This is a genomic window from Citrobacter sp. wls619, assembly GCF_005281345.1.
In the GTDB taxonomy this organism is placed as follows: Bacteria; Pseudomonadota; Gammaproteobacteria; order Enterobacterales; family Enterobacteriaceae; genus Citrobacter.
In genome coordinates this window covers 480,221-498,338 of record NZ_SZXJ01000027.1, presented here as the reverse complement: position 1 = coordinate 498,338, position 18,118 = coordinate 480,221, and the positions used below count along the sequence as shown (strand labels likewise).

The 18,118-nt window shown below is 49.9% G+C and carries 17 protein-coding genes and 1 pseudogene; 3 read left to right on the top strand and 15 right to left on the bottom strand.

The features are described from left to right. Positions 1 to 18: 18 nt before the first annotated feature. The 5 genes from pptA to FDX19_RS05100 all read right to left on the bottom strand — a co-directional run bounded on the left by pptA (position 19) and on the right by FDX19_RS05100 (position 4,632). On the bottom strand, positions 19 to 246 hold the full coding sequence (gene pptA / locus FDX19_RS05120) for a tautomerase PptA (RefSeq protein ID WP_137381841.1): 228 nt from the start codon (positions 244 to 246) through the stop codon (positions 19 to 21). Between the two features lie 169 nt (positions 247 to 415). After that, positions 416 to 1,357 carry a malate dehydrogenase gene (mdh, locus tag FDX19_RS05115; RefSeq protein WP_137381840.1) on the bottom strand — a complete coding sequence of 314 codons (942 nt, stop codon included), beginning with the start codon at positions 1,355 to 1,357 and terminating at the stop codon, positions 416 to 418. Positions 1,358 to 1,466: 109 nt separating this feature from the next. After that, positions 1,467 to 2,888 (bottom strand): DASS family sodium-coupled anion symporter, encoded by a 1,422-nt coding sequence (locus FDX19_RS05110; RefSeq protein ID WP_137381839.1) that lies wholly within the window; start codon positions 2,886 to 2,888, stop codon positions 1,467 to 1,469. Between the two features lie 54 nt (positions 2,889 to 2,942). After that, positions 2,943 to 3,641 carry an RraA family protein gene (locus tag FDX19_RS05105; RefSeq protein ID WP_137381838.1) on the bottom strand — a complete coding sequence of 233 codons (699 nt, stop codon included), beginning with the start codon at positions 3,639 to 3,641 and terminating at the stop codon, positions 2,943 to 2,945. A 25-nt stretch (positions 3,642 to 3,666) separates the two neighbouring features. Further along, positions 3,667 to 4,632 carry a hydroxyacid dehydrogenase gene (locus FDX19_RS05100; RefSeq protein ID WP_137381837.1) on the bottom strand — a complete coding sequence of 322 codons (966 nt, stop codon included), beginning with the start codon at positions 4,630 to 4,632 and terminating at the stop codon, positions 3,667 to 3,669. 348 nt (positions 4,633 to 4,980) lie between these two features. Here FDX19_RS05100 and FDX19_RS05095 point away from each other — a divergent pair, with 348 nt between their 5' ends. Beyond that, complete coding sequence (locus tag FDX19_RS05095; RefSeq protein WP_137381836.1) at positions 4,981 to 5,895, top strand: LysR family transcriptional regulator; 915 nt, start codon at positions 4,981 to 4,983, stop codon at positions 5,893 to 5,895. Positions 5,896 to 5,907: 12 nt separating this feature from the next. Here the strand turns inward: FDX19_RS05095 and FDX19_RS05090 are convergent, their stop codons facing one another. After that, entirely contained in the window at positions 5,908 to 6,525 is a 618-nt protein-coding gene (locus tag FDX19_RS05090; protein WP_137381835.1) for a glutathione S-transferase family protein, read from the bottom strand. Positions 6,526 to 6,656: 131 nt separating this feature from the next. Here FDX19_RS05090 and FDX19_RS05085 point away from each other — a divergent pair, with 131 nt between their 5' ends. Further along, entirely contained in the window at positions 6,657 to 7,586 is a 930-nt protein-coding gene (locus tag FDX19_RS05085) for a LysR family transcriptional regulator (RefSeq protein ID WP_137381834.1), read from the top strand. 89 nt (positions 7,587 to 7,675) lie between these two features. After that, a complete protein-coding gene (locus tag FDX19_RS05080; RefSeq protein WP_137381833.1) occupies positions 7,676 to 8,665 on the top strand; it encodes a zinc-dependent alcohol dehydrogenase family protein in 990 nt (329 codons plus the stop codon). A 211-nt stretch (positions 8,666 to 8,876) separates the two neighbouring features. On the opposite strand, the gene FDX19_RS05075 is transcribed toward FDX19_RS05080, so the two are convergent. The 9 genes and pseudogenes from FDX19_RS05075 to FDX19_RS05030 all read right to left on the bottom strand — a co-directional run bounded on the left by FDX19_RS05075 (position 8,877) and on the right by FDX19_RS05030 (position 17,854). Further along, positions 8,877 to 9,278, bottom strand: coding sequence for a hypothetical protein (locus tag FDX19_RS05075; RefSeq protein WP_137381832.1), 402 nt, complete (start codon positions 9,276 to 9,278; stop codon positions 8,877 to 8,879). A gap of 1 nt (position 9,279) precedes the next feature. After that, on the bottom strand, positions 9,280 to 10,464 hold the full coding sequence (locus tag FDX19_RS05070; RefSeq protein ID WP_137381831.1) for a hypothetical protein: 1,185 nt from the start codon (positions 10,462 to 10,464) through the stop codon (positions 9,280 to 9,282). Between the two features lie 2 nt (positions 10,465 to 10,466). After that, complete coding sequence (locus FDX19_RS05065; protein WP_137381830.1) at positions 10,467 to 10,988, bottom strand: PAAR domain-containing protein; 522 nt, start codon at positions 10,986 to 10,988, stop codon at positions 10,467 to 10,469. A gap of 250 nt (positions 10,989 to 11,238) precedes the next feature. Beyond that, positions 11,239 to 12,012 carry an amino acid ABC transporter ATP-binding protein gene (locus FDX19_RS05060; RefSeq protein ID WP_137381829.1) on the bottom strand — a complete coding sequence of 258 codons (774 nt, stop codon included), beginning with the start codon at positions 12,010 to 12,012 and terminating at the stop codon, positions 11,239 to 11,241. After that, positions 11,996 to 12,922 carry an amino acid ABC transporter permease gene (locus tag FDX19_RS05055; RefSeq protein ID WP_137381828.1) on the bottom strand — a complete coding sequence of 309 codons (927 nt, stop codon included), beginning with the start codon at positions 12,920 to 12,922 and terminating at the stop codon, positions 11,996 to 11,998. The genes FDX19_RS05060 and FDX19_RS05055 overlap by 17 nt, the downstream gene beginning before the upstream one ends. Positions 12,923 to 12,931: 9 nt before the next feature. Continuing rightward, the gene (locus FDX19_RS05050; protein ID WP_137381827.1) at positions 12,932 to 13,441 is read right to left on the bottom strand and encodes a GNAT family N-acetyltransferase; all 510 of its coding nucleotides are present in this window, start codon (positions 13,439 to 13,441) and stop codon (positions 12,932 to 12,934) included. A 10-nt stretch (positions 13,442 to 13,451) separates the two neighbouring features. Then, positions 13,452 to 15,710 (bottom strand): annotated as a pseudogene (locus FDX19_RS25410) (NtaA/DmoA family FMN-dependent monooxygenase). A gap of 24 nt (positions 15,711 to 15,734) precedes the next feature. Then, positions 15,735 to 16,856, bottom strand: a complete 1,122-nt coding sequence (locus FDX19_RS05035; protein ID WP_137381824.1) for an amidohydrolase — start codon at positions 16,854 to 16,856, stop codon at positions 15,735 to 15,737. After that, the gene (locus FDX19_RS05030) at positions 16,856 to 17,854 is read right to left on the bottom strand and encodes an MsnO8 family LLM class oxidoreductase (RefSeq protein ID WP_137381823.1); all 999 of its coding nucleotides are present in this window, start codon (positions 17,852 to 17,854) and stop codon (positions 16,856 to 16,858) included. Before FDX19_RS05030 ends, FDX19_RS05035 begins: the two co-directional genes overlap by 1 nt. Positions 17,855 to 18,118 lie beyond the last annotated feature (264 nt).

Genomic DNA, 18,118 nt, shown 5'->3' with positions numbered 1-18,118 from the left:
TAACTCGCCCGTTTTTTCTCACATGCTGTAACCGGGTTTTTTAATCAACGTGTCCATCTGCGGCACGATTTCCGCATCCCATACCGCTTGCCATGCGTCAGGCTCAATCTCATTCAGCGCCACGCTGACCGAGCTGTCTTTGCTTTGCAAATGACGAATAATGACATCTGTAATATCCGCCGCCAGCGCGGTTTTTTGTTCGTTGGTAAGGGCGCGAGGAAAACATTTAATATCGATGTGCGGCATTGCAGGTTCCTTATTGTTTTGGGCAAAAAAGCTATCACCTAATATGCGCCAGTTAGCAAAATTCCTCCAGACGTCTTTGGTCTACAATGATGCTCAGATGCACAACGTTACCGGCCTGGTAAACGTTGAAAGCCGATTTCGACGATCGGCTTTTTCAAAACTACCCGCGTTAATTCTTACAAATAAACCGCTCACCAAACGCAATATCTTTACGCAGTTCGCTTTGCATTGCCTCGAGTGCATCCTGCTCAATGCGGCTCAGGTCAGTTAGCGCAATAACGCGAGATACACCGTTGACGCCCAATTCAACGGGCTGGGCAAAAAAACGGGCGTATGGGCTGCCGCTTTCTACATATGCGCATTCCACAATGCCTTGTTCCCCACTCAGAGCACGGAGTAACGACAAACAAAAACGTGCGGCTGCCTGCCCCATTGATAATGTGGCCGACCCGGCTCCCGCTTTAGCTTCGACAACCCGAGTCCCGGCATTTTGGACCTGGTCTGTCAGCGCACGCATCTCGTCATCGGATAATTTTATCTCCGTAAGCTGCGAGAACAACGGCAGGATCGTGACGCCCGAATGCCCGCCGATGACCGGAACCTCAACGTCCCGCACGCTACAGCCTTTCATTTGTGCAACAAACGTATTTGCACGAATAACATCCAACGTGGTGATGCCAAAGAGCTTGCTTTTATCGTAGACGCCAGCCTTTTGCAGGACATTAGCGGCAATCGCCACTGTGGTATTAACAGGGTTAGTAATAATACCAATACAGGCATCCGGGCATATTTTTGCGACGTCACCAATAAGCTGATGAATAATATTGGCATTAATACTGAAGAGGTCAGAACGATCCATTCCCGGTTTACGGGCAATACCGGCACAGACAATAACAATATTTGCACCTTCTAACGCATGTTGAATCTGCGCGCCACAATATCCGTGAATATGCACATCGGTTGGAATATGGCTTAAATCAACAGCAATCCCTGGCGTTGCTGTTGATATATCGTAGAGTGCGAGTTCAGACCCCTCTGGCATGTGTAATTTAAGGAGTAACGACAACGCCTGCCCTATTCCTCCGGCAGCGCCAAGAAGCGTAACTTTCATATAATATCCTTTACAAGATTATCGACAGATATAATCAACCACGCGATACTTCAGATAAACACCACGGTAAAATAATCGCTAACAACAAATACGTAATTATTCCTGAAAATTAAAACACGCCAAGCATTGGCCAATAATACAATGCGCATAATGCATAAATCAGACAAGCAATCGCACACAGAACAATACCGACTCGCGGATAATCATTGATAGCAACCTTCCCGGTACCAAAGACCAACACACCCGGAATGGTGTTATAAAACATCAATAATGGATAAGCGCCAATAATCATCCCACCCGGTAACGCCAGCATTGCCGGTGGCAGACCTGCCGCATGGGCAATACCAATCAATACAGGCAACATTGCTGCCGCCATCGCTGTCGTGCCCACAAAGAAAATATGCATGTATTGCACGACGATAAGCACGACAATCAGCAAGGCGATGGTACTCAGCGTGGATAAACCCAGATGGTTAAAGATCAACATCGATATCCATTCTGCCGCACCGGTTTTCATCAAAATAGCCCCCATACTGACACCGCCGCCGCAAATGAACAGCACTTGCCACGACACGCCTTTATTGGCTTCCGACCAATTAATCACGCCAATTTTAGGGAAGAAGAGCAGACAAGCCCCCAGCATACAGGCCGTGGTAGAATCGACACCTATCCAATCACCGGTGACCCACAGGAAGACCACGCCGAGGAAAATCCACAACGTTTTCCACTCAGCCGCAGACATTTTTCCCATCCCGTCCAGACTGTCTTTAATCAACTGCTCTCCACCGGGGATATGCGATTGCTCAGGCGGATAAGCAAACTGTAGGTAGATCCAGGTAATAAACGTCATCAGTAATGCTGGCGGGAACCCGACTATCAAAAAATCCAGATAGGAGATCATTGGCCCACCGGCATTATGAATAAATTCAACGGTAATGGGGTTCGGTAAATTGGCTGTCAAAATACCGCCGCTGATCGTGGAATTGGTAAACGACATGGTGAGCAGCAAATTCACTGCAAATTTTGTTCGCCCTTCTTCTTTAAATAAGGCAATTAAATTCAGACAAATGGGTAGCAGGATCGCGACCCTTGGGGTTGACGACGGAATAAAGAATGCCAGCACAATATTCGCAATGGTCACCCCCAGTGTTAAATTACGCACGCTACTGCCGGTAACTTTAAGAATTAAAAAAGTAATCCGTTCTGCTAAGCGTGTTTTGGTTAGCGCCACAGCCATAATAAATGCGCCAACCAGAAGATAAGAGGAAGATGAAGAAAATCCCGACAGTGCCATTTTTAAGCTGCATACTTTTAATAATACAGCAGCAGGAACAATCAGTAAGCTTGAAACAACAATGGGGATAGGTTCGGATAAGAACAGGATAAAAACACCCGCAAACAATACCAGCGCATGCTTCCCCTCCATGGAGAGTCCTGCCATGGGAAAGGTATAGGTAATCGCCATCGCCAGGATCGCTAACGGAATTCCCCACCGTTTCTTAAACGACAACGTTTTTATATTTTCTGCCATTATTATTAGCCTATTTGAGCAAGCCAGCCACAAACGTGGCTGGCATCTGTAGAGTTAACCCGGATAAACAGCGTCAATCGTTTCGCAGCCTTTCGCCGCGAGCGCTTTATCCACCCAACTGCGATCGGCTTTTCCGGTTTGCGCCGCAACCAGTTTTGCATGGTCGTTGGCAGAAAACTTGCGAGCTTCTTCCAGCAATTTTGCCGCATCATGTTTAGGGATCACAATGACGCCATCACTGTCTCCGACGATAATATCGCCCGGCGTAACGTGAATATTGCCGCAAGCGACAGGAACATTGACTTCGCCTGGACCTTCTTTGAATGGGCCGCCTGGGGTATGACCTGTCGCATAAACTGGAACCCCCATTGCATAGATGGTATCAAGATCACGCATTGGTCCGTCCAGCACGATGCCCGCAATGCCTTGAGATTTGGCATAGGCGACCATGATCTCGCCCATCAGCGACTGGCTGCTGTCCCCTTCATTGGAGACGATCAGAATGTCGCCAGGTTTAATCATGTTCAGCGCTTTGTGCATCATCAGATTGTCGCCAGGACGCGCTTTTACCGTCAGCGCGACACCAACCATATTTTGTTCCGCAGGTGCCGTCATGCGTCGGATGCGGCAATTCATCGCGCTCAGGCGCCCCATACAGTCGGCAATATTTGCTGCTGGTATGGTTTTGAAACCTTCGATAACATCAGCTGTAGGCAGTTCACGTTGAGTAAAGACTCTGAATCCAATAGACATTTTATTCTCCAGTACGTCGTAAATATTATTTAATCAGGTGGTTAACACACAGACTCGGGGATAACGGTTTTCCGTTAAGGAAATTAATCACGTTGTCAGCGGCATGCGCAGCCATCGCGTCTAACGCATCAGGCGTGGACCCGCCAACATGCGGGGTCATAACAACGGTGGGTTGTGAGGCAATAGCATCGCTGAGGGGCAGTGGTTCATTAACGAAAGTGTCCAGACCTGCGCCTGCAAGTTTTCCACTCTGCAAAGCAGCTACCAGCGCATTTTCATCAATCAGCGGCCCTCTGGCGGTATTAACCAGAATTGCACCATCAGGCAGTAGTGAAAGCGCCTCTTCGTTAATCAGATTTCGGGTAGCGGGAACCAGCGGACAATGCAGGCTGAGCACCTGGCTTTGGCGAAGCAACGCCGGTAAATCGTTGACAAGTGTGACCTGTTCGATTGGGCTGGCCTTGAGCATGGGATCGTAAGCGACGACCTTCATGCCCAGCGCTATACAGAATTGAGCCAGCGTTTGTCCTATTTGGCCAAAACCCACCAATCCCAAAGTGCGTCCACTTAATTGTTGGCCGTTTCCGGCGCGGCTCCAGTTCCCTGTGCGTAAATCCCGGTCATAGGATGCAATGCGCCTGGCGGCCGCCAGCATAAGCCCTAATGCCAGTTCGGCAACCGATTGTGAGTTTGTTCCCGGCGTCACGAGGACGGGAATATTTCGTTCCGTCGCCGCATCGACATCAATGTTGCTTACGCCTACGCCATGTTTGGTGATGACTTTCAGCGTTGGACAAGCACGGATAGCTTCGCCCGTTAGCGTCATCGTGCGTGAAATGACGGCATCAACAGGCTCAGTGGATAAAATCGACAGGATCGCCTGCGGATCTGTTGAATCATTTACATAGATTATTTTACAGTCAGCATCTATTAGTTTTTTAACACCCTTCGGCGCCAGTTTTGGTGCCGTCATTAATACGGTAAAACGCATCCTCATCTCCTTGCCATAGTCGGGATGGGAGATTTTTACCCCAGGACAAGGCGACGCAATAGGCAATAATATTGATAGCGGCAATAACTTTTCGTTAAATAGCGTAAAAACAAAATGCGCTTATAAACATCATAAAATACAGTTGGTTGCATTAATTCATCAGGATGTCATTGCGTAATAATTCGGAACTGACAGGCGGCATGGTTCACACATTTCGCCGTATTTTCTTACTTTTTATGCAAGAGAAAACGTCATCTTTTTGCTGTCAGGTCAAAAAATAATGGCGCGTCATTCTCTACCATGCTGTGACGCTAATACCGGGCGGATGGGAAAAGGTGCTGTAGAGTCATGAATCTCAATATTCGCGATTTGACGTTTTTTTATGTTATTGCAGAAGTGGGTAGCCTCGCTCAAGCCTCAGAACGCCTTGGGCGCTCGCAACCTGCGCTGTCAAAATGCATCCAGCGTCTGGAAGAGGAAGTGGGTACACAATTATTGACCCGCAGCGGGCACGGTATAACGCTTACCGCCGCGGGCGAATTAATGCGCGAACGGGCCAGAAAGCTCTGTTTTTTTATGGAGCAAACGGAGCAGGACCTCGAAAACTATGTTCGCGGGGTGTCAGGCAAAATACGTATAGGCTGTGTACCGACTGTCGCTGAATATCTCATACCTAAACTGTGTCAGGCTTTCCTGACAGAAAACCCCCTCGCTATGCTCGAAATTGTTCCCGGAGTGAATAATTACCTTTGGGATAATCTGCAGAATTATCAGTTAGATATCATTATTGTTACTAAAACAATCAGCTATGAAAACGCCATTATCTACCCGATAATGGAGGATGCTGTGGTTTTAGTCGGCAGCTGCGAGCATCCTATTTTCACAAAAGAGTTGAAGTCAATTACGCCTCAAGATCTTGTCGAATACAAATGGTTGTTATCGGGGAAAAATACGGCCTCCCGACGCTGGATCGATCAGTTTTTTATTAGCCGGGGGCTTCCGCCACCGCGAGCCCAGATAGAAACATCATCGTTTCATCTTATGCCCAAAATCCTTGCGGCAAATAAAGAATTACTGGGCTTCATACCCCGGCGTAATTTGACCAAGGGCGGCGTGGTATATAAACAATTGAAGGAAATCCCGCTGGAAGGAACAGCAAATTCCCGTCATTTTATTCTTGGTCGACTCAAGGATCGCAGCCCCTCTCCCATCACAGAACGACTTATCAGGATGATCCGCGAACAGGGGCAAGACATGTTTTAAGCGTTCATCGCGTCAAATAATTCTATTATCTTTCAGTACAGTACGCAGCCGCGGGATTTGACAAACCGCGTCCGCGATGGCGCTGATATTGGGCGTATTGTCCTGGAACCAGTCATGTCCAGGCCCCCAGGTGCGCAGAACGGCAATATAAACATCCAGCAACGTGAGCTGATCGCCAAACGCGTACGGTTCGGCGCTTAGCTGGTCATTCAGCCACATATAAAGCGATTTACGGTACTCAATACAGCCCTTTTTCAACTGCGCCGGGGCATCAGGCGTCCAGCGTTCGGGATAGTCAGCATACGTGAACGTGGGATAGACATTTGCCACCAGCCATATCAGCAGGCGCTGAAATTGCTGACGTTCTACATGTCCGACAGGCGGCGCCAGTTCGGGCCTGCTGTCCAGAATCATCAGCGCAATAGCCGCCGTTTCCGTCATCACATTGCCATTTTCCAGTATCAGTGTGGGCACCTGACACAGCGGATTCATTGTTTTTAGCAACGCCCGCGACGGCCCGTCGCTGTCAAAGCCGTCCACATTAATAAACGTGTAAGGGATCTCCGCCAGTGTAAGCATCACTTCACTGATGGCCGATCCCCAGCCCGGTACCCCATAGACTTTAATCATGCTGCAACCCTCAATGTTAAAACCCTAAGTGTAGAGCAGCATTCGACAATCTATGCAGCCTGGATTATTACTCTCATAATAACAATGTCGGAAACCACAACCGTCATAACGGATACGGGAGAGAATAAGAGATGCGTTCGAGTATGTTTGAATATATGAGCATTTTTGTGCAGGTTGTCGAACAAGGTGGTTTTGCCAAAGCCGCTGATGTGTTGCACCTGCACCGCCCCGCGGTGACGAAAGCAATTCAGCATCTTGAGGACGATCTGGGGACGAAACTCCTAAACCGCACGACGCGGAAGGTTACCCTGACCGAAGAAGGTGACGCATTTTACCGACGGACCAAAGCACTGCTGGGTGACGTGGATGACATCATGGCCTCTTTCTCACCAACACGGCCTCCGCGTGGAAAGCTCAGGATCAACGCGCCACTGTCGCTGGCTCACTCGATTATAGTCCCCGCGCTAAGCGACTTTCAGTCTCGCTATCCGGACGTTGAGATTGTTCTCACCTCCACTGACCGCAAAATTGATCTGCTTGCGGAGGGGATCGACTGCATGATCCGCATTGGCGAATTGCAGGACTCCTCGCTAATATCCCGACGACTTGGCGAGGTAAAAATGGTGACCTGTGCGTCCGCAGATTATCTGGCTACACGGGGCATCCCACAGACACCGGATGATTTAGCTCAGCATCAGGCACTCAACTTCTTTAGCGAACGTCATCGTGACGCGCTGGAGTGGTCCTTCATCAACGATGGGAAAACGGTATCTGTCGTGCCAGCAAGCAGAATGTGCGTAGACAACTCCGACATTCTGCTAACCGGTTGTTTATCTGGACTGGGGATCATACACGGCGTTCACGCCGTACTGGCACCCTACCTCCAGTCGGGACAACTGATTGAGGTGCTGCGTGACTATGCGGGAGAAGCTAAACCGGTGTCTGTTCTCTACCCGAACAGGCGCTATTTGGCCCCGCGCGTGCGGGTTTTTATTGACTGGCTGAGTCAGCTTTTCGTACAGCAAAAACCACGGCTTCAGGGATTATTACAATTTGAGTAATAGTGAAGTTCCGTAATGGCGGTTTTTCACCCCCACCAGAACCGATACATTGTGCGGACTCAAGTCAGAACAATTTACCGAGGTCCGTTATGTCTAAAGTTGTGGTTTTCAATCAAATAGGTGGCGCTGATGTGCTGAATATTCAGGATATTCAGACCCCGGCACCGCTTGCAAACGATGTTCAGATCCGCGTTCGTGCAATAGGTATTAATCGGGCGGAAATTATGTACCGTACCGGTCAGTATATTTACCAACCCAATTTTCCTGCTCGCCTGGGCTATGAAGCCTCCGGCATTGTTGAAGCCGTCGGTGACAATGTGCACGAGTTCGCACCAGGCGATCGCGTGAGCGTCATTCCGGCATTCAGCTTTCATCAGTACGGTATGTATGGCGAAATCGTCAATGCGCCTGCTCATGCGGTCGTCAAACATCCGGAAAACCTGAGCTTTGCCGAGGCCGCCGCCAGCTGGATGATGTATGTGACTGCTTTTGGCGCGCTGGTGGAGTATGCCAATATCGGGCCTGGCGATTACGTGCTGATCAATGCCGCGTCCAGCAGTGTTGGTCTGGCCGCAATTCAGATCGCCAACATGGTAGGTGCAACACCTATTGCGATGACGCGAACCCATGAGAAACGCGACGCCCTGTTGCAACTGGGTGCCGCTGAGGTCATTGCCAGTCAGGAGCAGGACCTGGTCGCAGAAATTAACCGTATAACCGATGGTAAAGGTACCCGCGTGGTCTTCGATCCGGTCGGCGGCCCCGGTGTGGCGAAAATAGCCCAGGTAATGCCTGCCGGAGGGTTATTTTTCCAGTACGGTTCGCTGGATGGTCGCGATTTGTCGATCCCGGTGATTGAGATCCTTGGCCGCCATTTGACCTTCCGCGGCTATGAGCTTTTCGAAATCACCACTGATGCTGAAAAACTGGCACGAGCTAAACATTTCATCCTTGAAGGATTGCAATCGGGGCAACTCAAACCACTGATTGATAAAACCTTTGCGTTTGATGACATCGTTGAGGCACACCAGTACATGGAAGCCAACGGTCAGGTAGGCAAAATCGTCGCTACCCTGTAATTGCTGTGCGGCACAATCCTGTGCCGCAACGCTCTTCCGCGTATTTACAGAACTTTCGACAAAAACTGCTGCGTGCGCGTGTGGCGCGGATGATTCAGCACCTAATATTGTACGTTAATGCTATTTTTAACCATCAAGAAATGAGAAAACCTCTCTCTGAGCGGGTTCTCGTATCTTGATGGGCTATGCTGAGAGCGCCTCTCAAACGATCTTAAGAAGATCCTTCTGAATCTTTGACCGTAATAGTATAGGTTTTATCGAATTCACTAGATTTTTGAAACATTGCCACATTGAAAAATCCAGATACTTTAACTTTAATCACTCCTTTTTTTGTCGGTACTCCCCTAATTTGTATGCAATTATTATCATATTTGTCATTGTTGCAATGGGCTAAGTATAGCCCTGTATCACTAGGTGATATATTCCCAACAAATTCCCTATCGCCATGAGAATTTGTCAGTGTGGCAACATTCCCACCCAAAATATTTATCTGAGCATAGTAAGGTGCACCAACTAATGCATCATAAAGCTCATTTTTTTCTGGAGCAAATTCGGCGCGTAACGTGCACCCTGATAAAATGAATATGGAAAAAACACCCAATGATAATCTCATTTTATTTCAATGGCTTAAAAACCATTCCTCCAAAAAACCTAGAAACAAAAAACGAAGCATCTTTTTTATATTTTATTTGATCGTAAACGTTACCCCATGAAAATAAATCCAAATGCATATATCCGCTGGAATCCTGTGTAGCAGGCCCATCCCAAACAATCCAGTGTGTTGGTACCGTTAAATTCGAATCGCTTCGTTTTAAAAGCCCATCATTAATCAATGTGACAACTCTATAACCCTTTTGGGCATATTCATTTAGATCTCGGATTCCCTGGATACCTGCCTGAACAGGGGCAACATTGCTAAATACTTTTTCATAACCAGCCTTTTCGAACCACTCTGTCAGCGTTTGCCACATAGTGATCCCTGCCACTGGAGAATCGAGAGTATCAAAACTCAACACAGTGTTCTCTGAATCGCTAAGCCCAGCCAATGTCATCCAGTCAAGCCCTAATATCCTGGGTTTCCCGTCACTTGTATAAAATGTACCGGAAGGATGTTTACATCCTTCCCCTGGAGAAATAGTCAGCGTACCTATTTTAGTCTTTCCATATCCCCACAATTCCCTGGCGGCCTGTGCATATACATCAGGACGGTCCATTTGAATACAATAATAAAAAGCGGCGGGCCCGCAAGTACTTGCAGAATTTTGATCTGGAAAAGCATCTGGATAATGATTATACCTTTTATTTATTTGCTGCTCGATTATATTTCTTTCAAAAGGATCTCTGGGATTACCAACAGGATATTTTCTCGCAATAAATGGGCGTTCCGGGATAGTGATCTTAATATGTTTTGTTTCTCCCCCCTGACTCTCAGGCTTCATTGTCCCTTTTGACTCAAAATAACAGGGGTTCTCCCGCTTCACCGGAGACCAGGCTTTGCCTGACGCAAATTCTTCCAGTGTATACATTTTAGTGAACGGGACAGACGTTACACAGTGCGTATGCAACATGGTTTTTCGGTAAAGTTTCATTTCCATAATATAAATTGTCGAGAGTGACTCATTTATATTTCCGGTCATGTGACTCTGTGTTTCGTAGTTACCCAGAAACCCCTGTTGCTTCACATCCACCAAGGAGTATTTCCTCCTGCTGGAGTCCATGCGATAAATGCACAGGTCATACAGTAAAGAATCAACCGGAACATTAGAGTTAATACGGGTACTGAGATGGTAAACAGCCATAATTAATCCATTATTATGTGCAGGTTAATATTTTCAGCGGATTCAGCATAATGCCACTCTGTCATCCCTTGGCTATCTGTATTCCCCGTTTCTGTATGGCCGTCCGGGAGTATGAGAACATACCGGCAATCCACCATCAGTCTGCCGTCATCATCTCTACACTTAAAACGAATACAGTTTCTGCTGCTGACATCCTGTGAGTTTTGCATCATTATCGATAATTGACTAGTGTCGCGGGTGGTTAAAGTACCCGCTCCACTGCTAGTATATTGTGTGGCTGAACCAAAAACATAGTGATTGGAGCAGCCACACAACACCCTGTCGCCAGTAGCTACATATGCTTTACCATTTTCCATCCAGTCCACTGCAGAAGCGAAAATTGGAAAATGTCCATTACATTTTCGACAAATCGCCCTGTCACCGGTTTGGGCAATAGCTCTATCACCTTCATACCAGGATGCAGAAGCAGTAATAATTTCTCCAAAACTTGTTTTATCGCCGAGACAGGCCAATGCTCTTACCATTTTCAATTCCTTAGTTAAAAAGTGTCCATACTCAATGGCATGATACATAACACATAATTTAAGCAAAGTTTTACTATGCTTTCTCACAACTTCACTAAGGGTGATATATTCCAGGCCCAAGTCATTATTCACCTGATAATAAAGTAATTTTTTGATAATTAGTCACTAAGCGTGTTACTCAAAAGGAAGACTAATTTAGGATTAACGAACGTTCATATTTTCTTGATAATTTCACTCTTTGGACGCACTCTCAAAGAACTTTCGACAAAAACTGCTGCGTGCGCGTGTGGCGCGGATAATTTAGCACCTGTTCGCTGCTACCCTGCTCGACAATTTTGCCGTCAACCATAAACACCACCTGATCGGCCACTTCCCGGGCAAACCCGATTTCATGCGTCACCACAACCAGCGTGGTTCCCGACTGTGCCAGTGACTTAATCACATCCAGCACTTCGCCCACCAGTTCAGGATCGAGTGCGGACGTCGGTTCATCAAACAGCATCACGCGCGGATTTAACGCCAGCGCGCGGGCAATGGCGATACGTTGCTGCTGGCCCCCGGATAAATGCCGCGACCAGGCATCGGCTTTTTGCCGTAGTCCGACAGCATCCAGCAAGGTAAATGCTCGCTCAATAGCCTCTTTGCGCGAAGCCAGTCCGTGTGCAACAGGCGCTTCAATCAGGTTTTCCAGCACCGTTAAATGCGGGAATAAGTTAAAGTTCTGAAATACATAGCCCACATTGATGCGCTGGCGCAGGATTTCCGCCTCTTTCAGCTCATACAACCGGTCTCCCTGAAGGCGATAACCAATATAATCACCGTCAATCTGAATAAACCCCTCATCGACACGCTCCAGATGATTAATCGCCCGCAATAGCGTCGATTTACCTGAACCGGAAGGCCCGAGAATAACCGTGACCGTGCCGGGTGGGATCTCCAGCGATACGTTATCCAGCGCCTTATGGCGACCAAAATATTTGCTGACGCCGGTAATGGAAATATGACCTTCAGGCGAGTGGGACATGGATAGCCTCCTGCTGTGGAACCTGGCGGCGACGTTTAGCCGTGCGACTCACCCTGGCGGTGTTAATAGCGGATCGTCTTTCACTGCGTGCCAGCGCGCGTTCAACCAGATGCTGAATGAATGACAAAACGCTGGTGATCACCAGATACCACACGGCGCCCACCATCAGCAGCGGAATCACTTCCTGGGTGCGGTTGTAGATCATCTGGATGGTGTAGAACAGTTCCGGCATGGCCAGCACATAAACCATCGCCGTCCCTTTTGCCAGGCTGATAATTTCATTGAATCCGGCAGGCAAAATGGTGCGTAACGCCTGTGGCAGGATTATGCGCAGCGTGCGGCGCCATGCAGGTAATCCCAGGGCGGCTGCCGCCTCATACTGACCATGATCAACCCCAAGAAACCCGCCGCGAATAATCTCAGCGGTATAAGCACTTTGCACCAGCGTCAGGCCAACAACCGCAGTGGAAAACTGTCCGAGGACATTGATAGTCTCAAAGCTGCCCCACTGGAGAGCAGTGAACGGTATGCCGATCGCCAGCGTGTCGTACAAATAGGAGAAGTTGTACAAAATGATCAACACCACAATCAGCGGGAGCGAGCGAAACAACCAGATGTATCCCCACGCCAGGCTGGTTAGTAGCCAGGATGATGAGAGTCTGGCCAGCGCCAGCAGCCCACCAAATACCACGCTCAGTAATGTCCCAATGAGCGTCAACAACAGCGTTTGCCCAAGTCCAGACAAGATAACCGGGTCGAAGAACCAGCGAGCAAACACGCCCCATTCCCAGCGCGGATTAAACGCGACAGACTGAATAATCGCCGCCAGCACAAACAGGGCAATAATCGCCCCTATGGTGCGCATCGGGTAACGTGCCGGGACGACTTTGATGGTTGCAGTCGTTTTCATCTTCTCTCCTCAGGCAATTTTGGCCTGACCTGCGATAGTCAACAGTTTGGTGAAGCGCAACCGCCCATCAAAAGGCGGCTGGCTGTACTCTTCTGGATTACGTTTGGTATCGAACTGAGGATCGTATCCCTGACTCAAATAAAGCCGGACGGCCTCTGGCTGGCGAAAGCCCGTGGTCAGATAGATACGGCTATAGCCCGCCAGTAATGCCCGGCGCTCCAGCTCCTGCACCACATGCGCTGCCAGCCCCTGCTTACGCAGGCTGCTTTTAGTCCAGATACGCTTAATTTCAGCGGTGTCTTTGTCATAGGGTTTGTAAGCCCCGGTGGCAATAATTTCGCCGTCGCGCTCCAGCACCACAAAGATCCCCTGTGGGGCCAGATACCATTCGGTTAGCTCTACTTCAGCATCACGAGAAAAATAATCGCCATAGCGGGCGGCATATTCACCAAACAGGCCGTTGAGGATCGGCTGTAGCTCAATGGCTTCGGGCGAGACAACGCGGAATTGATCGCTCACATTGACCTCCTTAGTCGCCTAAACCGGCCGGATTAACTTCAGATTGCGGGATACGTTCCACCCCTTCCCCCCAGCGGTTCAGCACTTTGTCATAGTCGCCATTGCCGATCACACCGTTGAGGGCAGTTTGCACCGGCAGCACCAGGCCACTGTCTTTTTTCAGCGTAACGGCAATATGTGCGGCTTTCGGCCATCCGCCATCGACGCTGCCCACCAATTGCGTTTTACCATTCAGCGCCGCTTTCCAGGCCCCAATGACATTCGGACCAAAGTAAGCATCCGCACGACCTGACTGTAGAGCCAGCGTCTGAGCAGCATCATCTTTGGTATACACTGGCGTAAACGGTTTTAATCCTTTCTTCAAATTCTCTTCGTTCCACGCCAACAGAATGGCTTCCTGGTTCGTCCCTGAGCCGACGATAATGCGCAGCCCGGCAATATCTTCCGCCTGTTCAATTTTCGTCAGCGTGCTGCCGGTTTTGACATAAAAACCCAGGGAGTCCTTACGATAGGTGGCGAAATCGAACTTCTCTTTGCGCGCTTTGGTCACGGTAATATTGCTGATCGCAGCATCGTATTTCCCGGACGCCACGCCCAGTGGCCAGTCTTCCCATGACGTGGGGACGACATTCAGCTCCAGCCCCAGACTATCGGCAACCAGGCGAGCAATATCGGCCTCACTGCCGATAAGTGTTTTATTATCATCGGCAAATACAGTCAGCGGCGGCTGGCTCAGTCCGGCGATAGCGACCGTAAATTTACCCGGCACAGCCAGGCGCAGATTAGCGGGTAACTGCGCAATCGCCTGTGGGTTTTTAACCGTGTGAATCGGTGTTTTATTGGCTTCCAGGCTCACGCCGGTACCGTTGATGGTGACGTCATTTGCCCAGACCGTCGCGCTGAAAGCCAGTGACAGCGCAAGAAGTCGTGATTTTTTCTGCATAGCGTTTTTCTCTTATTGTGTGAATTGATTTGCAGGTGTTGCCAGCCCCAGGCTTGCGCGCAGCGTCGTGCCGGGATAGTCGTGGCGAAATAAACCGCGCGCCTGAAGCACGGGAATAACCTGTTCGACAAACCGTGGGAAGGTATCTGGCGTACCCCCCTGAATGATGAAACCGTCGGCGGCTTTCTCCTCAAACCACTGCTGCAGACCATCAGCCACCTGCGCCGGCGTTCCGCTAAAACGTGGACGTGGACTGGCAGCTTCCAGCGCCACCTGACGCAGGGTTAATCCCCGCTCCCGCGCATTGCGCTTGATCTCGTCAGTGGTACTGCGAAAACTGTTTTCCCCGAGGGAGCCAAGATCCGGGAACGGTGCGTCCAGCGGGTACTGGCTAAAATCGTGGTGTTCAAAATAGCGTCCCAGGTAATTCAGCGCGTCGGTGATCGACACCAGTGCTGCGGTCGCCTGATACTGTTGCTCTACGTCAGCGTCACTGTCGCCAACAATAATGCTGACACCCTGGAAAATATGCAGCTCATCGGCATGACGTCCGACAGCTTCAAGCTGACTTTTGACATCCTGGTAAAATGCTTTGGCTTCAGACAGCGATTCCTGATGGGTGAAAATAGCGTCCGCATGCTGCGCCGCCAATTTTTTCCCATCGTCTGACGCGCCTGCCTGAAATATAATCGGACGGCCTTGTGGGGTCCGGCCAATATTTAGTGGCCCGGCCACCTGGAAATAATCACCATGGTGATTCAGGGTGTGTAATTTATGCGGATGAAAGAACTCGCCACTTGTTTTATTGCGGACAAACGCATCGTCTTCCCAGGAATCCCACAGACCTTTTACTACCTGTATATATTCAGCGGCAATGCGATAACGTTGAGCATGCTCAGGATGCTGGGCACGGGAATAGTTTTTAGCCGAACCTTCCAGTGGGGATGTCACCACATTCCATCCGGCCCTGCCCTGGCTAAGATGGTCCAGGCTGGCAAACTGTCGCGCGGTAGTAAACGGCTCGCTATAGGAGGTAGAAACCGTACCCACCAGGCCAAGATGACGGGTGACGCTTGCCAGCGCAGATAATACCGTCAGCGGCTCAAAGCGATTTAAAAAATGTGGAATAGATTTCTCATTAATATACAAACCGTCAGCGACAAAAATAAAATCCAGCTTCCCTTCCTCCGCAATATGTGCCGTCTCTTTTACAAAATCAAAATTAATACTGGCATCAGCACGCGCTGCCGGATGACGCCATGCTGACATATTTCCGGAGGCACCATGCAAAATAGTACCCAGACGTAGTTGCCGATTTTCAACCATAGTAACCCCTACCCAACAGGTAAATTAAAGGTGTGCGAATGCCGTTTTTGCTAAATGAGCAAAGTAGTGTGCGGCAGGTTCAATTAACCGTTCATCCGGATTAAACCCCGGGTGATGTAATCCGTATTCACTGGCACTCCCGATGCTAACAAACGCCCCAGGCGTATTTTGCAAATAAACGGCAAAATCCTCCCCGCCCATATGCAGGTCGGCATGGCGCGTCGTGTAACCGGATTGTCTGGCGACTTTGGTCGCAATATCGGCCCAGTGCGCGTCATTGACCAGGGCCGTAGGCCCCGCGTGCCAGATAACATCGATCTGTGCGCCAAAGGCGTGGGCAAACCCAGCGGCAATATCACTGACCCGTGATTTGACCTGTTGTTGCACCTCTGCGCGATGTGTCCGGAGCGTCCCTTCCAGCTCAACGGATTCCGGTAGTACGTTCCATGTATTTCCCCCCTGAATTCGGGTGACGCTAAGCACCACCGAATCCAGCGTATTGACCTCACGGCTGGCGACGCTTTGTAATACCGTCACCAGTTGACTGGCGAGCAGGATGGCATCTTTTCCCTCGTGTGGACGCGCCGCATGCGCGCCTTTTCCGGTAATACGCAGCACAAAGCGATCCACATTGGCGTAAAACGCCCCTCCTCGGGTGGCAAAATCGCCTACCGCCAACCCGGGCTCGTTGTGCATGCCAAAGATCGCGGCCACATTTTGCAGGGCTCCGGCACGGATCAGCGTTTTAGCGCCACCAAAACTTTCTTCTGCCGGCTGAAACAAAATACGCACGCGTCCCGGTAGTGTGTTTTCCTCCTGCTTAAGCAACAGTGCAGCACCGAGCATCACGCTGGTGTGAATATCATGTCCGCAGGCATGCATCACCCCCGGCGTGACGGAGCGAAACGGCACATCGGTATTTTCTTCGATCGGTAAAGCATCGATATCCGCCCGCAGAGCGATGACATCGTCTCCCTGACCAATTTCGGCAACGACACCCGTTTTCAGATTGAACGGCAATAGCGTGACATCTGCAGCATGCAACCAGTCACGAATACGCGCGGTTGTCGCCACTTCCTGGAGGGACAGCTCCGGGTGCTGATGTAGCTCGCGACGCCAGTCGATAAGCTGTGAGGCGAATGACATCAGACAACCTCCATCGTGCTGTGGGCCTGTGCCAACAGGCGTAACGATGTCAGGCGCGCCTGACCTTCGGCCACCGGCGTATCGATAATGAATTCATCAATACCGTATTGCACCTGCCATGAACGCAGTGTGGCCACCACCTCCTGAGCGCTCCCCTGCAGTAACGCCTGCTCACGCCGGGCAATTGTTCGTGGTGCGCTGCCCGCCTGCACGGCGAAAGCCAGCGCCTGCTCTTCGCTGGCGACGGTGACGCGTTGTCCATCCTCCAACTCGACGCCCCAGATTTGCACATCTTTCGCCAGTTGCGCTGCCATATCACTGCTGTCAGCCACAACTACCTGCACGGCGACAATCGTTGGACGTGAACTGTTGGCCTGCCAGAAGCTCAGCACCTCATGCAGTAACGCTTTATCGCCGTTCAGGTGCGCCGCGAAAATAAAGTTCCAGTCGGACTCTGCCGCCAGGCGTGCACTTTCTACGCTCGCGCCCAGCACAAATCTTTGCGGCGGCGCAGGCGGGAGCGGAGTCGGGAATACTGTCTGCCCGCTTTCTGTCCCGGTCAGCGTCAGCCAGGCGTTCAGTTGAGTAAGCTGGTCGGCAAAACTGCCTTTTTCTTCCTGATGCAGACCCAACTGCAGTGCCTGCGTTGACAGCGGTAAACCGCCAGGCGCTTTCCCAACCCCAAGATCGACACGTCCCGGCGCCAGTGAGGCCAGAAGATTAAAGTTTTCCGCTACTTTGTAGGGGCTATAGTGTTGCAGCATGACGCCACCGGAGCCCACACGAATGCGCTGGGTTTGTCCCAGTATCCAGGCGATCACCAGTTCCGGTGAGGGGCTGGCAAGTTGCGGCGTATTGTGATGCTCAGCTATCCAAAAGCGATGATATCCCCACTCTTCTGCGCGTTGTGCCAGGCGCAGCGTGCGGGCCAGCGCGGTTGCGGCAGTTTCACCTTCCCCGATGGGGCTTTTATCCAGAATACTCAGGCGGTATGACATGTTGCAGGCCTATATTTGTTAACATGTCAGTATTATTAAATTATCAAATAACCATATAGAAACATTTAATTCACATTTACTCAGCTAAAAAACAGATAACCAACCCCGCAGCGATCAGGGATAACGTTGATGCCAACAGGAGTCAAACTTCCGGTTTTGAACGCGCCACTATGCAGAAAAAATGGCTTGTATTTGCATACTACAAAATATAATAGGTTTTTTATTGATACTGGAAAGGCGGCAACATCCTTTTTCGTTTGATTT